We start from the raw sequence: 19,108 nt of genomic DNA on the forward strand, positions 1-19,108 counted from the left end.
GAATTCTGTTTCGGTGCCTTTTTCTCTTCCTTAAAGGATTCAATTTTTACTGAATCTACAATTTTTTCGATTTCTGCTTCCTCGGAAGAAACTTCAAGCTTACGTACTTTAATGATAGCCGGCTTGCTTCCAAATCCAAAGAAACCTGTACTTCCCTCAGTAATCACCTGAATGTCCAACTGATCACTGGATACGCCCAGTTCAATACACGCTTTTGTAATTGCTTCATTTTTCGTTTTTGCAGAAAACTGAACATACTCATTCATGATGAACCCCTCCGTTCCTTCCTATTTCTTCTTATTTCTTTCGTCAAAGGTTCTTACCAGATTTGCTTTTGCTGTAATACTGTCCGGTTTTGCAGCAGCTGCCTTTTTGTAGGATTCCTCAACCTTTTTCGCACGCTCTGCTTCCGGTGAACCACTGTTTCCTTTATCTATCTTATTGATATTTTTTACACTCTGATGTGCCTGATTAGTGATCTTCTGAGGCGGAAGTCCGGCTTTTGCCCTCTTCTCCTCTATTTTCTTCATGTTTTCATTAATCAGAACTTCAATATCCATCTTGTTCAAATGACGGTTAATAAGAACCTGCTGGACACTTCTTACAACAGCACTGGAAATCCAGTAAATACCAAGACCTACCGGGAATGTGAAACAGAAAAATGCTGACATAAGAGGCATTACCATGTTCATGGTCTTCATAGAGCTTGCCATCGGATTCGCACCATCGTCATTCTGAGGTGTCGCCTGAGGCATCAGCTTCAGGTTCAGCACCTGAGTTCCCCAGGAAAGGATCGGAATAAGAAGCGCTGCAATTGCAAGAAGAATGGATCCGCCTGCAACAACTGCTGTAATATAGTTCCATGGCATATCTGCAATATTCAGTCCCAGGAAACTCTGCATGTGAGAAATTTCCCCGGCTGTGCTGTTGATCGCATCAGAAAATCCTGCAAACTGACTCATATCTGCCAGTTTATCCCACTGTCCCGGAGAAAGTGCATACAAAAAGTCAATTACAGAATTTGGTGTTGCTGTCTGACCGTCAAGGATCAGTCTTACACGGGTCATTTTATTATCAGTAATAAAATCCTGAAGGATGTTGGTATATCCGCTGACACCGATAATCTGAGAAGCAACTCCGTCAAGAACACTTTTTACACTGCCAACATAGGCAGGAATATTCTGGATTACATGCCACAGAGACCACAGGATCGGCAGCTGGATCAAAAGCTGAACACAGCTTCCTGTAGGGGATACTCCATATTTCTGGTAAACTGCTGAGGTTTCTTCCTGCATTTTCTGCATAGAAGCCTGATCTTTCTTGTTTTTGTACTTTTTCTGAATCTTCATCAGCTCCGGCTGCATAACTGAACTCAGTTTTGAGAACTTCTGCTGCTTGATCTGAAGAGGAGTCATAAAAAGATAGATCAGAATACTGAAAATAATGATACAAAGACCGAGATTCTGGATTCCGAACAATCCGTCAAGGAATTTGTAAATACCGTTCATTATCCAGCCCATGACAACTGAGATCTGGCCAATGATTGGCGTCGAGTTCTTTGTAGCTAAAATCATCAATTCCAATTTTCATTTCCTCCTGATTATGGCACAGGATCATATCCTCCGTGAGAAAAAGGGTTACACCTTAAAATTCTCCAGAGGGCAAGCAATCCACCCTTAATCGCGCCATATTTTTGGATTGCCTCCAAACCATACTGAGAACATGTGGGAATATAAGGGCATTTTGTTCTCTTCATCGGTGATAAATATTTTTGATAAAGACGTATCAGTTTAATCAGAATATTCTTCATTTTTCTTTTCACCTGCTATATGATGCTTTCCGGCCAGATGCAGCAGGGCGCTTTCTATTTCCTGATAGCTTTTTCCCTTTGCAGATACTCTGGCAATTACTACAATATCCAGGCCGTTACAAAATAACGGTTCATTTAAACGATAACTTTCCCTTATCAATCTGGTGATTCTGTGGCGAACCACACTGTTTCCTACTTTTTTACTTACTGATATTCCCAGACGATTCTTCATGTACTGATTTTCCAGTACGTACATCACCAGATACCGATTTGCCTTTGATGTTCCATGTCTGTAAACCTGCTGAAAATCTTTGTTTTTCTTTAAGGACTCTGAATATTTCATCTGGTCCTCCTTCAATTCTTATTCTTACAGAAATAATCCTGTATAGAAGAAAAGACCACAATACTGCGGTCTTATGTCTGATCTTATGCTGATAACTGCTTTCTTCCTTTTAATCTTCTTGCAGCTAATACTTTACGGCCGCCTTTTGTGCTCATGCGGGCTCTGAATCCGTGAACTTTAGCTCTTGATCTCTTCTTTGGCTGAAATGTCATTTTCATAGGTAAAGCACCTCCTTTATCTATTATCCAATTTAAAAATTTTCATAGAACATCATTTCAATTATATTCATAAACCCCCTGTTCGTCAAGCTAAAAATAAGATTTTTATAGAAATGTCCCCTGATCATAAGCTTTGAAAGTTTCTCTTACTTCCGGTTGTTTAGAATCAACATCTATATGTGGAAATCTTCAGTTTACGTAATGTTATCCACATTTTGTGGATAACTTGTGGATAACTCTGAGGATACCCTAAAAAATGTCCACATTTTTCGACTTATTTTTACACATTATTTTTAAAAATCCCTTTATTTTACAAGGATTATTACGTGGACAACTTTATACACAATCCCCATGGGTATTTATCCACTATTTCCGGTTTTATGTAAACTTAAAGGGGATTTTCCACATCTCTCACATTATCCACATGTGGAAAAATGTGTATAACTACAATTATTTAAATAAGGATTGCGTAAAACCTTTATTTATTATAATATATATAAGGATATTTATGTCTTTCAGACTTAAAATAAACAAAAAAACACCTGAAACCAGGAACCGGGAGAGTGAAAATGGATAAAGTTATAGAAAAATGGGATGAAATCCTTCAAATCGTGAAAGTTGAATATGATGTTGCGAACGTTGCCTTCAATACATGGCTGAAGCCTTTGAAAGTATACGAGGTAAGGGACAACGTTGTCACGATCCTCGTTCCTTCTGAACAGAGTGTTCTATTAGATATTGTAAATAAAAAATACAGACTGCCTCTTCAGGTTACAATCTGCGAGGTTACGGGAATGGAAAGCTGTGAAATCCAGTTTATTCTTCCGGAAAATGTCCCGAAAAAAGAAATTCCTTCCTATAATATGTCTGAATCCAAATCTCTTCGCGATCAAAGATGTGAGGAAGCTCATCTGAATCCAAAATATACTTTTGACAGCTTTATTGTAGGAAGCAACAATAAATTTGCCCAGGCAGCAGCTCTTGCAGTTGCGGAATCTCCGGGAGATACTTATAATCCTCTTTTTATTTACGGAGGCGCCGGACTGGGAAAAACTCACCTGATGCATTCCATTGCGCATTATATTATTGACAATAATGAAAACAGTAAGGTTCTTTATGTAACAAGTGAAGAATTTACCAATGAACTGATCGAGACGATCCGAAACGGAAATAATTCAGCAATGTCCAAATTCCGTGAAAAATACAGGAATATTGACGTTCTTCTTGTTGACGATATCCAGTTTATTATAGGAAAAGAGTCCACACAGGAAGAATTTTTCCATACCTTCAACAGTCTCCACAGCGCCAAAAAACAGATTATCATATCTTCTGATAAACCTCCGAAAGATATGGAAATTCTGGAAGAACGTTTCCGTTCCCGGTTTGAGTGGGGTCTGATCGCAGATATTACACTGCCGGATTATGAAACCCGAATGGCAATTCTTCATAAAAAGGAAGAACTGGACGGCTATAATATCAGCGAAGAGGTTATAAAATACATAGCCACCAATATAAAATCAAATATCCGTGAGCTGGAAGGCGCCTTTAATAAAGTAATGGCAAGTTCCAAGCTTGAAAAAAAGGAAGTTACCCTGGAACTTGCAGAAAAAGCGCTGAAAGATATCATTTCGCCGGATCAGCAGAAGGTAATTACACCGGAATATATTATTTCTGTGGTTGCAGAGCACTATCATGTGACGACAGCAGATCTCTGCGGAAACAAGAGAAGCTCAAAAATCGTTATGCCAAGACAGATTGCCATGTATTTATGCAGGGATATCATTGATACATCACTGAAAACCATTGGAAAAAATCTCGGAAACCGTGATCACACCACTGTTATGCACGGAATTGAGAAAATCGAGAAGGAACTTCAGACAAATGACAACCTGAAAAATTCCATTGACACCCTCAGGAAAAAAATTAATCCACAGGGATAATTACTTTATCCACATATGAACCCCCGGGTTTTACACGAAGTTATACAGTTTGAAAGTCTTGATTTTTAAGGCTTTTTTGGACTTTTTCACATATTCACAGCCCCTAAGGCGGCTAATACGGATTTTTTCTTATTTATTTTTTTAAAAAGCCATTTTTAAACAGGAAGGGAGTTATACACAACATGAAAATTATCTGTTCCAAAACAAGTTTATTAAAAAGCGTTAATATCTCTTTGAAAGCTGTTCCTTCTAAAACAACAATGCCGATTCTGGAATGTATTCTGATCGATGCCTCAACAAACCAGATCAAATTTACTACAAATGATATGGAACTGGGAATTGAAACAATTGTTGACGGAACAATTGCTGAAAAAGGAATGGTTGCTCTTGATGCAAAAATTTTCTATGAGATCATCAGAAGACTTCCTGATAATGATGTGACCATCCATACAGATGAAAAATATGTTGCTACAATCACCTGTGAAAAAGCAAAATTCACAATACCGGGAAAAACAGGAGAAGATTTTGCCTATCTTCCTGTTATTGAACGGGATGAATCTCTTACTCTTTCACAGTTTACTTTGAAAGAAATGATCCGCCAGACTCTGTTTTCTATTGCTGTAAATGAAAATAACCGGTTAATGACAGGTGAACTTTTTGAGATAAAGGATAATTGTCTGAAAATAGTGTCTCTTGACGGTCATCGTATATCCATTAGACGTATGCCCCTTAAAAGAGAATATTCTGACAAAAAGATTGTCGTTCCTGGAAAGACACTCAGTGAGATCAGTAAAATTCTTTCCGGTGAGGTTGACGATCAGGTAAGTATTTATTTTACAAAAAATCATATATTATTTGAGTTTGACCAGACCATGGTAGTGTCCAGACTGATCGAGGGAGAATACTTCCGGATTGATCAGATGATTTCCAGCGATTATGATACCAGGCTGTCTGTAAATAAAAAAGAATTTCTGAACTGTATTGACCGCGCCACACTTCTTGTGAGAGAAGGAGATAAAAAACCAATCGTCATTGACATCAGAGATAATAAAATGGAGCTTAAAATTGACTCTTCCATGGGTTCCATGAATGAGGAGATCGATATCGAGAAAGAAGGAAAGGATATCCTTATCGGATTTAACCCGAAATTCCTGATCGATGCTTTGAAAGTTATTGATGATGAAACTATTCATATGTACCTTATGAACCCCAAGGCTCCATGTTTTATCAGAGATGATGAGGAGACATACACCTATCTGATCCTGCCTGTAAATATCAGCCAGAATCAGGCAAGATAAAGGAGGATCATTGTGGAAATCAAAATCAGAGATGAATTTATCAAGCTGGGACAGGCTTTGAAACTTGCAGGAGTTGTAGAAGACGGAGTTGAGGCAAAGTTTGTTATTCAGGACGGGCTTGTTAAAGTGAACGGTGAAGTTGACGAACGTCGCGGCAGAAAAGTGTATGAAGGGGATGTGATCTCCTTTAACGGACAGGATATAAAAGTGATCAGGTAGATTATGTATATAGAGTCTGTACAATTAAAAAATTTCAGAAATTATGAAAACCTTGAATTATATCTTGACAGGGAAACAAATATTTTTTACGGGGATAATGCTCAGGGAAAAACAAATATTCTGGAATCTGTTTATCTTTGTGGGACAACAAAGTCTCATAAGGGAAGCAAGGACAGAGAAATGATCCGTTTCGGTCAGGAGGATGCTCACATCCGCATGATGGTAAAAAAGGACGGTCTTTCTTATAAGCTGGACATGCATCTTCGGAAAAACAAGGCAAAAGGAGCTGCAGTCAACGGGCTTCCGGTTAAAAAGGCCAGAGAACTTTTCGGCATTGTAAATCTTGTATTTTTTTCGCCGGAGGATCTGAATATTATTAAAAACGGTCCTGGTGAAAGAAGAAGATTTCTGGATCTGGAGCTGTGTCAGCTGGATCAGATTTATCTGTCTGATCTGGCCGGATATAATCATATTGTGAATCAGAGAAACCGTCTTCTGAAGGATATGTATGCCAATCCAGCTTTGAAAGATACTCTGGACGTATGGGATCATCAGATGCTACGGTATGGAAAAAAGCTGATTCGTAAAAGGCAGACTTTCGTTGAAGAGCTGAATGAGATCATCTGTGATATTCATAAAAATCTTACCGGAGGTGAAGAGCTTCTTCAGGTTATTTATGAACCAAGCGCACAGGAAGAGAATTTTGAAGAGCTGCTCTGCAGAAACAGGGACAGGGATATCCGGATGAAAATGACCTCTTCAGGACCACACAGAGATGATCTGTGTTTTCTGGTAAATGGCATTGACATCAGGAAATACGGATCTCAGGGACAGCAGAGGACAGCCGCTCTGTCTTTGAAACTTTCAGAAATATATCTTGTAAAGAAAAAGATCGGAGATACGCCGGTGCTTCTTCTGGACGATGTACTTTCAGAGTTGGACAGCAGCCGTCAGACGTATCTTCTGGACAGTATTCATGATATTCAGACATTGATCACCTGTACAGGTCTGGATGATTTTGTGAACCATCAGTTTCACATTAATAAAGTATTTCGGGTTGTGAAAGGCGAAGTTTTTAATCCGGTACAAAAGAACAGCAAACAGAATTAATTTTTCCCCGGAATTTATTTTTTCCGGGGAAAGTTCTTTGACAAGCATAAATGCATATGTTAAACTTGTTTTAATTATGGAAAGTTGGTGAATGTATATTGGATAAAGAGGAATTTCGAATAAAAGTGAGCCGTATTGAAAGCCTTTTGGCCCAGAAAAAATATAAAGAGGCTATGGAGGTTGTTGACAGCATTGACTGGCGCAGAGTAAAAAATGTTCATAATCTGTGCGTGGTTGGTGAGATTTATGCTGCAAATAAGAGATATGAGGAAAGTAAGGAGATTTTTCTTCTGGCATATCATCGGGCGCCTATCGGTAAAAATATTTTGTACAGGCTGATCGAGGTATCTCTGAAAATGCAGGATATCGAGGAAGCGGAAGAGTTTTATGAGGAATATCTGGAGGTTGCTCCCAATGACAATACCCAGTATATTCTCAAATATAAGATCAGCAAAGCGAAACAGGTATCTCTGGATGAGCAGATCCGTATTCTGGAAGAATATAAGGAACGTGAGTTTACAGAGAGATGGTCCTATGAACTGGCAAAGCTGTACTACCAGAAAGGCGATATGAAAAAATGCCTGGAAATGTGCAACGATATCATTCTCTGGTTCAGCGAAGGCCGTTATGTGCTGAAAGCAATGGATCTGAAAAACCGGATGGGACAGCTTACCGGGAAAGAAAGAGAGCAGTATGAGAAACAGTTTATTCCGAATCTGACAACGGTTGACCAGATGAATCAGTCAGCAGAATCCAGGGAAACAGATTCCGGAAATCAATATGACACTGTTATGGATGAAGATTCTCCTGTGATTGAGAATGTTCGTATTGATGAACGGGATGTAAATAACGCTGAAAGTATTCAGGAAAAAATTTCAAAGGGAATCCGGGATATCTTTAACGGTAAAAAGAAAGAAGAGGATTTCACAAAAGAAGAGGAAGAATTTCAGGAGGAAATGATCCGGGATCGTTCTTCTGAAAAAGAACACAAAAATGTACCGGATCTTGAGCCGGAAGAAGATTCTGTTATCCGGGAGGAAGAACCGGCAGAAGAACATATTCCTGAGGAAAAAACACTGGAACAGGAAGAGGCGGATGCTCAGGAAATTGATGTAAATGAGATATTTGAGGATTTTTCCGATCAGACAGAGGTTGCACGTCTGGAAGAAGAAGAGGCTCTTTCTGACAACAGCCAGGAGCTTCCACAGCTTGAAATTCCGGAATCCATGAAAAATATAGATCTGGAAAGCTCCGTTGTGACAGAAATCCCAAAGGCTCCGGATGTGACTTTACCGGGAACAGAAAAGAGTGTGTTGGAAACAGAAAGCGACCTTGATTTTAATCTGGAAGACATGATCCTTTCAGCAGCAACTGCCCAGGGAATTGAAATTCCGGACGATGAAGTGAAAACAGAGGACGTTCACACAACAGAGCCTGATGATGAGGATTATATGACAGAGGAAGATCTCCGGAAAGCGGAAGAGGAATTCCTTAATGGTCCGGCCGGAAGAAAAGATCACAAAGATCCGGAGGAGCTTCTGGAAGAAGAGTTTGGAGAAGCAGATGAGTTTTATGAAGATGCTTCTGATGATGAGGACGATGATTTCTACGGCGATGAATATGATGACGAGGACGATGATTTTTACGGGGAAGAATCTGACGATGAGGACGATGATTTCTACGAAGATGAGTCTGATGACGGAGATGACTTCTACGAAGAGTTTGATGACGACGACTTTTACGGAGAAGAATCCGACGACGAGGAAGATGATTTTTATGATGAAGAACCGGAAGAGCTTCCTGTCGTAAGCCGTAATCCTATTTCAAAAAATAAATCTGCAAAAATAATTTCAGAAGAGAAGAATGCAGAGATCCGAAAACCGGATCCGGACAGAAAAACAGTATTTAAAGAAGAGCCGGCAGGACAGAAGGCTCCTCGGAAGAAGAAAAATGTCCGTCTGAGTCAGGCTGAGGAACTGGAACGGTTTGTTGATACCATCCGTCCTCAGGAGGCAATGGATATTATTCCCAGGGAGAAAACTCTTACAGACAGCGAGAAAAAACTGTTTACATATTTTGCAAGAGTACCCGGGCTGAGAGAGCAGCTTGTAGACGCGCTTTGCGACGTTCAGATGGCTGCTGCTGACAAAACGTCCAGAACCGGAAACATTATTGTTATGGGCGGAAGAGAGACAGGAAAAACAAGACTGATCTCAGGACTGATTCCTGCAATATGCAAGGAACTGAATCTTGAAGCCGCCAAGGTTGCCTATGTATTTGCAGAGCAGATCAATGGCAAAAATATTCCTGCAATCGTCAAAAAGATGGCAGGTGGTTTCCTTGTAATTGAAAATGCAAACCAGCTTAAAAAAGAAACCGTAAATCAGTTAAGCAAGGCAATGGATTTCCGTACAGACGGAATGATCGTGATTCTGGAAGACGAAAAGATCGGAATGAGAAAGCTGATGGCAAGATTCCCGAAATTTACGTCCAAATTTACATCTATGATCAATATCCCGGTATTTACCAATGATGAGCTTGTAAACTTTGCAATGGTTTATACAAGAGAACGGGGTTATACGATTGATCAGCAGGCAATGCTGGTACTTTACAATCTGATCAGTGTGAATCAGAAAGAAGATATGCCTATGAACGTAGGCGCTGTAAAGGAAATCATTGATAATGCCATTGCAAAATCTACCGGCGGAATCCGTAAACTGAGCAGAAATATTTCCAAGAAGAGAACAGATATGGACGGATATACAGTTCTCTACGAAAAGGATTTTAAGTAACATAAAAAATAAATAACGGAAAAGGAAGTAAAGATTATGACCAGACCTTATCTTGGAAATCCCAAATACACGATTGAAGTTCTTCAGAAGTATGGATTTGTTTTTCAGAAAAGGTTTGGTCAAAATTTTTTGATCGATACTCATGTTCTGGAAAAAATCATTCGGGCATCTGAAATAACAAAAGACGATTTTGTACTGGAAATAGGACCGGGAATCGGAACTATGACACAGTATCTGGCAGACTCTGCCAGAGCAGTCACGGCAGTGGAGATCGACGATGCTCTGATCCCCATACTGCAGGATACTCTGAAGGACTGGGATAATGTAAATATTATTCACGGGGATATCCTGAAAACAGATATTCAGAAGATAGCAGATGAAAAAAATCAGGGAAAGGCGATCAAGGTAGTTGCAAATCTGCCCTACTATATTACAACACCGATCATTATGGGACTGTTTGAGAGCCATGTTCCGGTAGAATCCATAACAGTAATGGTTCAGAAAGAAGTGGCAGACCGTATGCAGACAGGTCCGGGGTCAAAGGATTACGGGGCGTTGTCTCTGGCCGTTCAGTATTATGCGGAACCGGAGATTGTGGCAAATGTGCCGCCCAACTGTTTTATGCCAAGACCAAAGGTGGGAAGCGCTGTGATCCGCCTGAAAAGACACAAAGAGCCGCCTGTTCAGGTGCAGGATGAAAAGCTGATGTTCCGGCTTATTCGCGCATCTTTTAACCAGAGAAGAAAAACAATGGCCAATGGGCTGAAAAATTCCCAGGAACTGAATTATACAAAAGAACAGGTTGAGAGCGCGATCAGCGCCTGCGGGCTTCCTCTGAATATCAGAGGAGAAGCTCTGAGTCTGGAGCAGTTTGCCGCTCTGACAAATGCATTTTGCTGTACGGCATCCCGGTGATGCCGCCACAGCAGAGAATGGACTGTATGACAGAAAAAAAGAGTATGTAAAAAGCATCCGGTGGCTGGTCGGATGCTTTTTACTTGAAGATTTATTAAATTTAAAAGGAAGGAGAGTTGAATACCTTTACAGGTATCCAACATATGAAAAAGAAAATTATAAAAATAATGTTGGCTGTATTATTTTTATGTGAATAGTATATCTGTAAAATATGAGAGTTTCATGTTTAAGATATGAAAAAATAATGAACGAATATAGAAAGATTTATGAATGACAGATCTGATCTGAAAGAAGGGAAAATGTTCATAAACATATTACAGCGCAGGTTTGAAAGTGTGATATAATAGCAGATGTCAGAAAAAAGATGATATTTCCAAAGGTCATTGGGAAGGCATTTTGCCAGGCTGCCGGCAACGGGGCATAAGGTATTTCTGACATAATTGCAGGAAAACAGCAATGGTTTTCCAGAACATGGTTTCAGACAAAACGGAGGTAATAAAAATGAAAATAAAAAAATTAAGTGCATGGATTCTTGCAGGAGCGCTTACATGTACAGCGCCTGCTGTCGTATCCGCGGATACTGCAACAGATGCGGCGGTAGATCAGGCAGTGGACCTTTTGAAGGAGAGCGGAATAGGAGATCTTCTCTCTGATCCGGATAAGGTGGTTGACATTATCATATCTGCAATGGATTCAGTTGGACAGGCAGATGTTACTGACGAAGAGATTTCTTCTGCGATTGACACCGCAGCACAGGCAGCCGGTTTTACGTTGTCAGATTCTGAAAAAAGCACTCTGGTAAGTCTTTATAACAAGTTTAAAAATATGGATCTTGATGAAGAACAGCTGAGGGAGCAGGTCCATAAGGTATATGATAAGCTGGAGAGTTTGGGAGTTACCAAAGAGGATGTTAAGAGTATTTTCGGAAAACTGGTAGATATGGTAAAAGATATCCTGAATTGACAACAGGTTGCAGACAATTTGGATATAAAGATAAACAAATTATGTATATTACACAACGTTAATTTGGTAAAGTGAAGAAGAATATGTAGTATTTTTATAAAAAACAGAGGAATATAAGAAAAAATATTGTGCAAATACACGAAAGATTCACTGTTTGTTCATAGAAAGTTCATAAAAGATTGCTATGATAAGAACAGTTCGAAAGAACAATGTTATGACGTTGTAATGTTCTTCATTACACATAAATTTTTTCATAATAATTGCCCCGGTAAACCACTGCCGGGGTACTCCTCGTTTATAGGGCTCCCTGAATCAGGGAGCTTTTTTGCTGTTGAGCTGTAAATAGGTTGTAGGTCAGAAACCCCGTATGGTATAATAGGAACACTTAATGAATCCGGGTCGGAGACACAGGATGAATTTCGTGAGGAAATATGACTGGACACTTAACGAGGTTCAGTGATGCGAATGCCGGGTTTTGAACCTGCGGTATCATATGACATAAATAAAAGCTGCTGCACAGTTCTGACAGAGGACGCAGGAAAATAATAGCAGGAAAGGGAGTAGTATATTATGGCTGAAACAATGAAAGATTACGAAAAAGAGCTGAATGAGTCTATGAAAAAAATAGAAGAAGGGGACATTCTTACCGGAACAGTAGTAAGTGTGGACGAAAAGGAAGTGATCCTTGATCTGAAATATTATGCGGAGGGTGTGATTCCGGCTGAAGACTATACCAGAGAGCCGGGATTTAATCTGAAAGAGGAAGTTCATCCGGGAGACGAGGTTTCTGCCACGGTTGTCCGTAAAGATGACGGAAACGGCAATATTCTTCTTTCCAGGGTTGAGGCGGCAGATGTGCTCGCATGGGAAAAAATCCGGGAATATAAAGAATCAGGAGAAGCTCTTGACGTTACAGTAAAGGGAATCACCAATGCAGGCGTCATTGCGTATGTGGAAGGTGTACGGGGATTTATTCCGGCTTCAAGACTTTCTCTTGGATATGTGGAGGATACAGATGAATATCTGAACCGTCAGATACGGGTTCAGGTGATCGAGTGTGACAAAGACAGTAAAAAGCTGATTCTTTCTGCAAGAGAACTTCTGAGAGAGCAGGCAGAGGAAGAGAGAAAGAAAAAAATTTCAAATGTTCAGGTGGGACTGGTAACAGAAGGAACGGTAGAAAGCCTCCAGCCATACGGAGCTTTTGTGGATCTTGGGAACGGTCTTTCCGGTCTTGTTCATATTTCCCAGATCTGCGAGAAAAGAATCAAAAAGCCCTCTGAGGTTCTTTCTGTGGGAGACAGAGTAAAGGTTAAGGTAACTGCTGTAAAGGATGGAAAATTAAGTCTCAGCATAAAAGAGGCATCTGATATGATGGCAAAAGACATTGAGGAAGAGGTCTATGAGGTTCCGGATGCAGGTGAGGAAGCAACTACCTCTCTTGGATCATTATTTGCAGGAATCAAACTGGACTGAGTACCGCAAAGAAATACAGTATCAGTCGAAGAAAGAGGCAGCGAGGAGGAATTTATGAGAAAACAGGATAAGATTTTTGTGATCGGACATAAAAACCCGGACACGGATTCTATCTGTTCTGCCATTGCGTATTGTGATATAAAAAACAGAACATTTCAGAACAAAAGATATGTTCCCAAACGCGCAGGCCAGATAAATGAGGAAACTGAGTATGTGCTGAACCGTTTCGGGATTCAGCCTCCGGGATATCTGAGTAATATAGGAACTCAGGTCAAGGATATGGATATCCGCATGAGCCCGGAAGCAGATAAGAGTATGTCATTAAAGAATGCATGGGATCTGATGCAGGAAAACAGCATTGTTTCTCTGCCGATCAGAGATAAAGAGGGCTGTCTGGAGGGCCTGATCACCATTGGAGATATTGCCCAGACATATATGGACACAACAGACAGTTATCTTCTGTCACGGGCAAGAACCCAGTACAGACGCATTGCGGAAACCATTGGCGGCAGTGTGATCGAAGGAAATGAACACGGATATTTTACAGAAGGAAAGGTTATGGTGGGAACTGCTGACCCGGACAAGCTGAGAGAGTACGTGCGGGAGAATGATATGATCATTCTCGGAAACAGAGAAGAGGATCATCTGCAGGCCATTGAAATGAATGTGAGCTGTATTATTGTGGGAATGGATATCCAGGTAACAGAAAACGTCCTGAAGCTTGCTCATGAAAAGGATATTGTGGTGATCTCTTCCCCATATGATACGTTTACAATATCAAGACTGATCAATCAAAGTATTCCTGTGAGATATATCATGAAAACAGAAAATCTGGTAACCTTCCACACAGAGGATTTTACAGATGATATTCAGGATGTGATGATCAAGAATCGTCACCGGGCATTCCCGGTAATTGACAAAAAGGGAAAATGTGTGGGTACGATCTCTCGCCGTAATTTTCTTGATATGCATAAGAAAAAGGTGGTTCTGGTCGATCATAATGAAAAGGATCAGGCTGTTGATAATATTGAAAAAGCGGAGATCCTTGAAATTATCGACCATCATAAGCTGGGTACGCTTCAGACAATGCAGCCGGTCAGCTTCCGGAATCAGCCGGTAGGATGTACGGGAACGATTATGTATCAGATCTATGGAGAACAGAAACTGGAGATTCCGCCTAAAATCGCAGGACTTCTCTGCGCGGCCATTATTTCTGACACTCTGATGTTCCGTTCTCCTACCTGTACTCTTCAGGATAAAATGGCAGCAGGAGCTCTTGCGCTGATCGCAGATATTTCCATAGAGGAATTTGCAAAGGAAATGTTTAAGGCAGGAAGCAATCTGAAGGACAAGTCGCCGGAAGAAATCTTTTATCAGGATTATAAGAAATTTATTGCAGAGGGTGACGTTACCTTTGGCGTGGGCCAGATCAGTTCTATGGACGAGGACGAGCTTAAGGTGATAAAAGAACGTCTGGAACCGTTTATGGTAAGTGAATGCGGCCGTCATGGAGTTTCCAGGGTCTACTTTATGCTTACAAGTATTATGAACCGTTCTACAGAGCTTCTGTTTTATGGCGAAGGCAGTAAAGAGATGGCGGAGAGCGCTTTTAGCATGGAGGCGGACAATGGTTCTCTGTATCTGAAAGGTGTGGTTTCCAGAAAGAAACAGCTTATTCCTGCATTAATGGAAGCTGCGCAGATGCAGAACGAGTACGCATAAGTTCAGGAGGGATTTTTATGTCGAAACAGAGCTGGAAGCCGGGAAATATGCTTTACCCTCTTCCTGTTGTAATGGTAAGCGCAGCAGATAAAGAGGGCAGAGATGATATTATAACAGTGGCATGGGCCGGAACTGTGTGTACCAATCCTCCCATGGTATCCATATCCATTCGTCCGGAGCGTTACTCTTATCACATGATCCGTGAAACAGGAGAGTTTGTGATTAATCTGACTACTGAGGAACTGGCATTTGCCACAGATTACTGCGGAGTAAAATCCGGAAGAGATGTTGATAAATTTAAGGAGACAGGACTGACAAGGGAAAAGGCAGAAAAGGTAAAAGCGCCGATGATAGCAGAAGCCCCTGTTTCTATTGAATGCAAGGTAAAAGAAATCCGGGAACTTGGATCTCATCACATGTTTATCGCCCAGGTTGCAGCAGTTCACGCAGATGAAAAATATATGGATGAGAAGAACCGGTTTGATTTAAACAGAGCCAGACCTATTGTGTATTCACATGGGGAGTATCTGGGAACAGGAAAGAAACTGGGAACTTTTGGTTACAGTGTGAAAAAAGCAAAAAAACAGGCTAAAAAACGCTGAAAAATGGAAAAAAAGTGCAGATTTTCCGGGGGATTGCAGAAAAGGGCTTTTTATGGTAAAATAAAATCTGGTTATTTGCAGATAATAAGATAGACAGAGATGTCTGGAGGATATATGAATAACATTACATTGATAGGAATGCCGGGAGTGGGGAAGAGCACCATCGGTGTTGTTCTTGCAAAGGTATTGGGCTATCAGTTCCTTGACTCTGATCTTCTGATACAGAAGCAGGAAAAAAGGAAGCTCCATCAGATCATAGCTCAGGAGGGAAATGATGGATTTCAGGCAATAGAAAATCGTGTCAATGCTTCTATTGAGGCGGAGGAGACGGTGATCGCCACAGGGGGAAGCGTGGTTTACTGCCAGGAGGCAATGGAGCATCTGAAGTCTGTTGGAACAGTAGTCTATCTGAAACTGTCGCTGAACGAACTGTCAAAGCGGCTTGGGAACCTTAAGGGAAGAGGAGTTGTCCTGAAGGAAGGACAGACGCTGGCAGATCTGTACAGAGAACGCACACCTCTGTACGAAAAATATGCGGATATTGTGATCGATCAGGAAGGACAGGATCTGGAAACATGTCTGCAGGCAGTTTTGGAAACACTGGAAAAGCAAAAAAGTAACTGTTGAAGCAGAGGAAAGAGCAGAAGCAGGCACAGATACTTAACTTTTTATTTACAAATGTTAAAAATATGTTATAATACGATATTGAACATTTTAATATATTAACATTTTTCGGATATGATAAGTCATTTCTGGGTTACTGTGAACAGAGTGAACAGTAACATTTCTGGTGTTTGCTTCGGCTTACGGAGTGAAAATAATTCATAGAGGTGTTTTATGGAACAGTATGTAATCAAAGGAGGCAATCCGTTAGTAGGTGAAGTTGAGATCGGCGGAGCCAAAAACGCAGCCCTTGCAATACTTTCTGCTGCAATCATGACGGATGAAACCATATTAATCGAAAATCTGCCTGACGTAAGAGACATCAATGTTTTGCTGGAAGCAATTGCCGGGATCGGAGCCCAGGTAGAACGAATCAACAGATCTACAGTAAAGATCAATGGTTCTACCATTGCCGATATCAGCGTTGATTATGAATACATTAAAAAAATCCGCGCATCCTATTATCTTCTGGGCGCGCTGCTTGGAAAATATAAACATGCGGAGGTGCCGCTTCCGGGCGGATGCAATATCGGAAGCCGTCCCATTGACCAGCATCTGAAGGGCTTCCGGGCTCTGGGAGCAGATGTAAAGATTCTTCATGGGGCGATTATGGCAAGTGCGGAAAATCTTCACGGAAGCCATATTTTCCTGGATGTTGTGTCTGTTGGCGCAACCATCAACATTATGATGGCAGCATCTATGGCTCCGGGACGCACGATTATCGAAAATGCGGCCAGAGAGCCTCATGTAGTTGATGTAGCTAACTTCCTGAACAGCATGGGAGCCAACATTAAGGGCGCCGGAACAGACGTTATCCGCATAAAAGGTGTGGAGAAGCTTCACCGCACAGAATATTCGATTATTCCTGATCAGATCGAGGCAGGAACCTTTATGTTTGCGGCGGCTGCTACAGGCGGAGACATTACAGTAAAAAATGTAATTCCCAAGCATCTGGAAGCAACCACTGCAAAGCTGGAAGAGATTGGCTGTGAAGTAGAGGAATTTGATGATGCAGTTCGCGTCCGTGCAGGAAAGAGACTGCACAGAACTCATGTAAAAACACTTCCCTACCCGGGATATCCTACTGACATGCAGCCGCAGATCGCTGTAACTCTGGCTCTTGCAGAGGGAACAAGTATTGTTACAGAGAGTATTTTTGAAAACCGGTTCAAATATGCGGACGAGCTTTCCAGAATGGGAGCGAACATCAAGGTGGAAGGAAATTCTGCGATCATTGACGGAGTACGTAAGCTTACAGGCGCAAGAGTCAGCGCGCCGGATCTTCGCGCAGGCGCAGCTCTGGTAATTGCAGGTCTGGCGGCAGACGGAGTAACGGTTGTAGATGATATTGTTTACATCCAGAGAGGCTACGAGAATTTTGAAGAAAAGCTGAGAAGCCTTGGCGCAGAAATCGAGAGAGTTTCCAGTGAAAAAGAGATCCAGAAATTCCGTCTTCGTGTAGGATGATCCGGAAATCTCATATATTTTTTCTTGACAAACGGAAAAAATGAGTATATTGTATGATTGTTACAAATCAAATAGAGAACGGCCTTTTATTCAGAGTGGTGGAGATACAAAGGATCTGTGAAGCCACGGCAACCCCTCTATTGAGGAAGGTGCCAGCCTGAGCGAGTGATCGAACAATAAGAGGATTGAAAGATAAATTCAGACAGTCCGATTATTCGGGCTGTCTCTTTTGTTTACCAATACCCGTAACAATAAGTTTTCGGGTCGTTATGAAGAAAGGAAAAACACAATGGAAAAAATTTTATTTACTTCCGAATCTGTTACTGAAGGCCATCCGGACAAAATGTGCGACGCTATTTCCGATGCCATTCTTGACGCTCTGATCGAGCAGGATCCAATGAGCCGTGTTGCCTGCGAAACAGCGACTACAACAGGCCTTGTTCTTGTTATGGGAGAGATCACAACAAACGGATATGTTGATATTCAGAAAATCGTAAGAGATACTGTAAGAGAGATCGGATATACCCGCGGCAAATATGGATTTGACGCAGATACCTGCGCGGTTATCACTGCCATTGACGAGCAGTCTGCAGATATTGCCCTTGGCGTTGACAAGGCTCTGGAAGCAAAAATGGGCGAGGATGAGATCGATGCCATTGGTGCAGGGGATCAGGGTATCCAGTTCGGATATGCTTCCAATGAAACTGAGGAATATATGCCGTATGCCATCAATATGGCTCACAAGCTTGCCCGTCAGCTTACCAAGATCCGTAAGGACGGAACACTGAGCTATTTAAGACCTGACGGAAAAACACAGGTTACTGTGGAGTATAACGAGGAAGGCAAGCCGGTACGTATTGACGCGGTTGTATGCTCTACTCAGCATGATCCGGAGGTTACTCAGGAGCAGATCCATGAGGATATCAAAAAATACGTATTTGACGCTATTATTCCGGCAGATATGGTGGATGAAAACACAAAATATTTCATCAATCCTACAGGACGTTTTGTAATCGGCGGACCTCACGGAGACAGCGGGCTTACAGGACGTAAGATCATCGTTGACAGCTACGGCGGATACGGACGTCACGGCGGCGGCGCTTTTTCCGGAAAGGACTGCACAAAGGTAGACCGTTCTGCGGCATACGCAGCACGTTATGTTGCGAAAAATATTGTAGCGGCAGGTCTGGCAGATAAATGTGAAATCCAGCTTTCCTACGCTATCGGTGTGGCACAGCCTACTTCCATTAACGTGGAAACCTTCGGTACAGGAAAACTTTCTGATACAAAGCTTGTTGAGATCATTCGTGAAAACTTTGATCTTCGTCCGGCAGGAATCATCCGTATGCTGGATTTAAGAAGACCGATCTATAAACAGACAGCAGCTTACGGACACTTCGGACGTACAGATGTAGAGCTTCCATGGGAGAAACTGGATAAAGTGGATGATCTGAAAAAATATCTTGCCTAAAATGATTTTATAGAAAATTTAGACATAGAAATCTGGCAATGTGATATAATGAACGCACAGGTGGTAATGTGATTTTACTGCCCGTGCGTTTTTATATTC

At 41.3% G+C, this 19,108-nt stretch carries 18 protein-coding genes and 1 riboswitch; of the genes, 13 read left to right on the forward strand and 5 right to left on the reverse strand.

Translation table 11 applies throughout. The features are described 5' to 3' along the window. The 5 genes from QVP40_RS06175 to rpmH form a co-directional block, all read right to left on the reverse strand. Window positions 1-266: Jag N-terminal domain-containing protein (locus QVP40_RS06175; protein ID WP_288200355.1), on the reverse strand; the 266-nt coding region annotated here is incomplete at its 3' end. A gap of 21 nt (window positions 267-287) precedes the next feature. Then, window positions 288-1,574, reverse strand: coding sequence for a YidC/Oxa1 family membrane protein insertase (yidC, locus tag QVP40_RS06180; protein ID WP_138271008.1), 1,287 nt, complete (start codon window positions 1,572-1,574; stop codon window positions 288-290). A 26-nt stretch (window positions 1,575-1,600) separates the two neighbouring features. Next, entirely contained in the window at window positions 1,601-1,810 is a 210-nt protein-coding gene (gene yidD / locus QVP40_RS06185; RefSeq protein ID WP_138270987.1) for a membrane protein insertion efficiency factor YidD, read from the reverse strand. Next, the gene (gene rnpA, locus QVP40_RS06190) at window positions 1,791-2,153 is read right to left on the reverse strand and encodes a ribonuclease P protein component (protein ID WP_022067606.1); all 363 of its coding nucleotides are present in this window, start codon (window positions 2,151-2,153) and stop codon (window positions 1,791-1,793) included. Before rnpA ends, yidD begins: the two co-directional genes overlap by 20 nt. Before the next feature lie 83 nt (window positions 2,154-2,236). Continuing rightward, window positions 2,237-2,371 carry a 50S ribosomal protein L34 gene (rpmH, locus tag QVP40_RS06195; protein ID WP_005423866.1) on the reverse strand — a complete coding sequence of 45 codons (135 nt, stop codon included), beginning with the start codon at window positions 2,369-2,371 and terminating at the stop codon, window positions 2,237-2,239. Between the two features lie 569 nt (window positions 2,372-2,940). Here rpmH and dnaA point away from each other — a divergent pair. The 13 genes from dnaA to metK all read left to right on the forward strand — a co-directional run bounded on the left by dnaA (window position 2,941) and on the right by metK (window position 19,009). Then, window positions 2,941-4,311 carry a chromosomal replication initiator protein DnaA gene (gene dnaA / locus QVP40_RS06200; RefSeq protein WP_022067607.1) on the forward strand — a complete coding sequence of 457 codons (1,371 nt, stop codon included), beginning with the start codon at window positions 2,941-2,943 and terminating at the stop codon, window positions 4,309-4,311. A gap of 182 nt (window positions 4,312-4,493) precedes the next feature. Next, window positions 4,494-5,609 carry a DNA polymerase III subunit beta gene (dnaN, locus tag QVP40_RS06205; RefSeq protein ID WP_022067608.1) on the forward strand — a complete coding sequence of 372 codons (1,116 nt, stop codon included), beginning with the start codon at window positions 4,494-4,496 and terminating at the stop codon, window positions 5,607-5,609. Between the two features lie 9 nt (window positions 5,610-5,618). Continuing rightward, complete coding sequence (locus QVP40_RS06210) at window positions 5,619-5,828, forward strand: RNA-binding S4 domain-containing protein (protein WP_138270989.1); 210 nt, start codon at window positions 5,619-5,621, stop codon at window positions 5,826-5,828. A gap of 3 nt (window positions 5,829-5,831) precedes the next feature. After that, window positions 5,832-6,938: a DNA replication/repair protein RecF gene (gene recF, locus QVP40_RS06215; protein WP_022067610.1), complete on the forward strand. Its 1,107-nt coding sequence runs from the start codon at window positions 5,832-5,834 to the stop codon at window positions 6,936-6,938. A 125-nt stretch (window positions 6,939-7,063) separates the two neighbouring features. Next, a complete protein-coding gene (locus QVP40_RS06220; protein WP_022067611.1) occupies window positions 7,064-9,730 on the forward strand; it encodes a tetratricopeptide repeat protein in 2,667 nt (888 codons plus the stop codon). A 36-nt stretch (window positions 9,731-9,766) separates the two neighbouring features. Beyond that, complete coding sequence (rsmA, locus tag QVP40_RS06225; protein ID WP_022067612.1) at window positions 9,767-10,645, forward strand: 16S rRNA (adenine(1518)-N(6)/adenine(1519)-N(6))-dimethyltransferase RsmA; 879 nt, start codon at window positions 9,767-9,769, stop codon at window positions 10,643-10,645. A 501-nt stretch (window positions 10,646-11,146) separates the two neighbouring features. After that, window positions 11,147-11,608 carry a DUF1002 domain-containing protein gene (locus QVP40_RS06230; protein ID WP_022067613.1) on the forward strand — a complete coding sequence of 154 codons (462 nt, stop codon included), beginning with the start codon at window positions 11,147-11,149 and terminating at the stop codon, window positions 11,606-11,608. Between the two features lie 570 nt (window positions 11,609-12,178). Next, window positions 12,179-13,084: a S1 RNA-binding domain-containing protein gene (locus QVP40_RS06235; RefSeq protein ID WP_022067614.1), complete on the forward strand. Its 906-nt coding sequence runs from the start codon at window positions 12,179-12,181 to the stop codon at window positions 13,082-13,084. Window positions 13,085-13,138: 54 nt separating this feature from the next. Continuing rightward, the gene (locus tag QVP40_RS06240) at window positions 13,139-14,806 is read left to right on the forward strand and encodes a putative manganese-dependent inorganic diphosphatase (protein ID WP_022067615.1); all 1,668 of its coding nucleotides are present in this window, start codon (window positions 13,139-13,141) and stop codon (window positions 14,804-14,806) included. A gap of 17 nt (window positions 14,807-14,823) precedes the next feature. Continuing rightward, window positions 14,824-15,408 (forward strand): flavin reductase family protein, encoded by a 585-nt coding sequence (locus QVP40_RS06245; RefSeq protein ID WP_022067616.1) that lies wholly within the window; start codon window positions 14,824-14,826, stop codon window positions 15,406-15,408. Between the two features lie 114 nt (window positions 15,409-15,522). Next, a complete protein-coding gene (locus QVP40_RS06250) occupies window positions 15,523-16,035 on the forward strand; it encodes a shikimate kinase (RefSeq protein ID WP_022067617.1) in 513 nt (170 codons plus the stop codon). 210 nt (window positions 16,036-16,245) lie between these two features. Next, entirely contained in the window at window positions 16,246-17,538 is a 1,293-nt protein-coding gene (locus tag QVP40_RS06255; protein WP_022067618.1) for a UDP-N-acetylglucosamine 1-carboxyvinyltransferase, read from the forward strand. Between the two features lie 83 nt (window positions 17,539-17,621). Further along, a riboswitch (SAM riboswitch) is annotated at window positions 17,622-17,721 on the forward strand. Between the two features lie 106 nt (window positions 17,722-17,827). After that, complete coding sequence (gene metK / locus QVP40_RS06260; protein WP_022067619.1) at window positions 17,828-19,009, forward strand: methionine adenosyltransferase; 1,182 nt, start codon at window positions 17,828-17,830, stop codon at window positions 19,007-19,009. The last annotated feature ends 99 nt before the right edge of the window (window positions 19,010-19,108 follow it).

It is taken from the genome of Blautia sp. CAG:257, from assembly GCF_000433815.1.
GTDB lineage: Bacteria > Bacillota > Clostridia > Lachnospirales > Lachnospiraceae > Blautia_A > Blautia_A caecimuris.

What these genes read in the sequence shown, in the direction of transcription:
- yidC (WP_138271008.1), bottom strand. Translation starts at nt 1,574, where the DNA reads ATGATTTTAGCTACAAAGAACTCGACGCCAATCATTGGCCAGATCTCA.
- yidD (WP_138270987.1), bottom strand. Translation starts at nt 1,810, where the DNA reads ATGAAGAATATTCTGATTAAACTGATACGTCTTTATCAAAAATATTTA.
- rnpA (WP_022067606.1), bottom strand. Translation starts at nt 2,153, where the DNA reads ATGAAATATTCAGAGTCCTTAAAGAAAAACAAAGATTTTCAGCAGGTT.
- rpmH (WP_005423866.1), bottom strand. Translation starts at nt 2,371, where the DNA reads ATGAAAATGACATTTCAGCCAAAGAAGAGATCAAGAGCTAAAGTTCAC.
- dnaA (WP_022067607.1), top strand. Translation starts at nt 2,941, where the DNA reads ATGGATAAAGTTATAGAAAAATGGGATGAAATCCTTCAAATCGTGAAA.
- dnaN (WP_022067608.1), top strand. Translation starts at nt 4,494, where the DNA reads ATGAAAATTATCTGTTCCAAAACAAGTTTATTAAAAAGCGTTAATATC.
- recF (WP_022067610.1), top strand. Translation starts at nt 5,832, where the DNA reads ATGTATATAGAGTCTGTACAATTAAAAAATTTCAGAAATTATGAAAAC.
- rsmA (WP_022067612.1), top strand. Translation starts at nt 9,767, where the DNA reads ATGACCAGACCTTATCTTGGAAATCCCAAATACACGATTGAAGTTCTT.
- QVP40_RS06230 (WP_022067613.1), top strand. Translation starts at nt 11,147, where the DNA reads ATGAAAATAAAAAAATTAAGTGCATGGATTCTTGCAGGAGCGCTTACA.
- QVP40_RS06235 (WP_022067614.1), top strand. Translation starts at nt 12,179, where the DNA reads ATGGCTGAAACAATGAAAGATTACGAAAAAGAGCTGAATGAGTCTATG.
- QVP40_RS06240 (WP_022067615.1), top strand. Translation starts at nt 13,139, where the DNA reads ATGAGAAAACAGGATAAGATTTTTGTGATCGGACATAAAAACCCGGAC.
- QVP40_RS06245 (WP_022067616.1), top strand. Translation starts at nt 14,824, where the DNA reads ATGTCGAAACAGAGCTGGAAGCCGGGAAATATGCTTTACCCTCTTCCT.
- QVP40_RS06250 (WP_022067617.1), top strand. Translation starts at nt 15,523, where the DNA reads ATGAATAACATTACATTGATAGGAATGCCGGGAGTGGGGAAGAGCACC.
- QVP40_RS06255 (WP_022067618.1), top strand. Translation starts at nt 16,246, where the DNA reads ATGGAACAGTATGTAATCAAAGGAGGCAATCCGTTAGTAGGTGAAGTT.
- metK (WP_022067619.1), top strand. Translation starts at nt 17,828, where the DNA reads ATGGAAAAAATTTTATTTACTTCCGAATCTGTTACTGAAGGCCATCCG.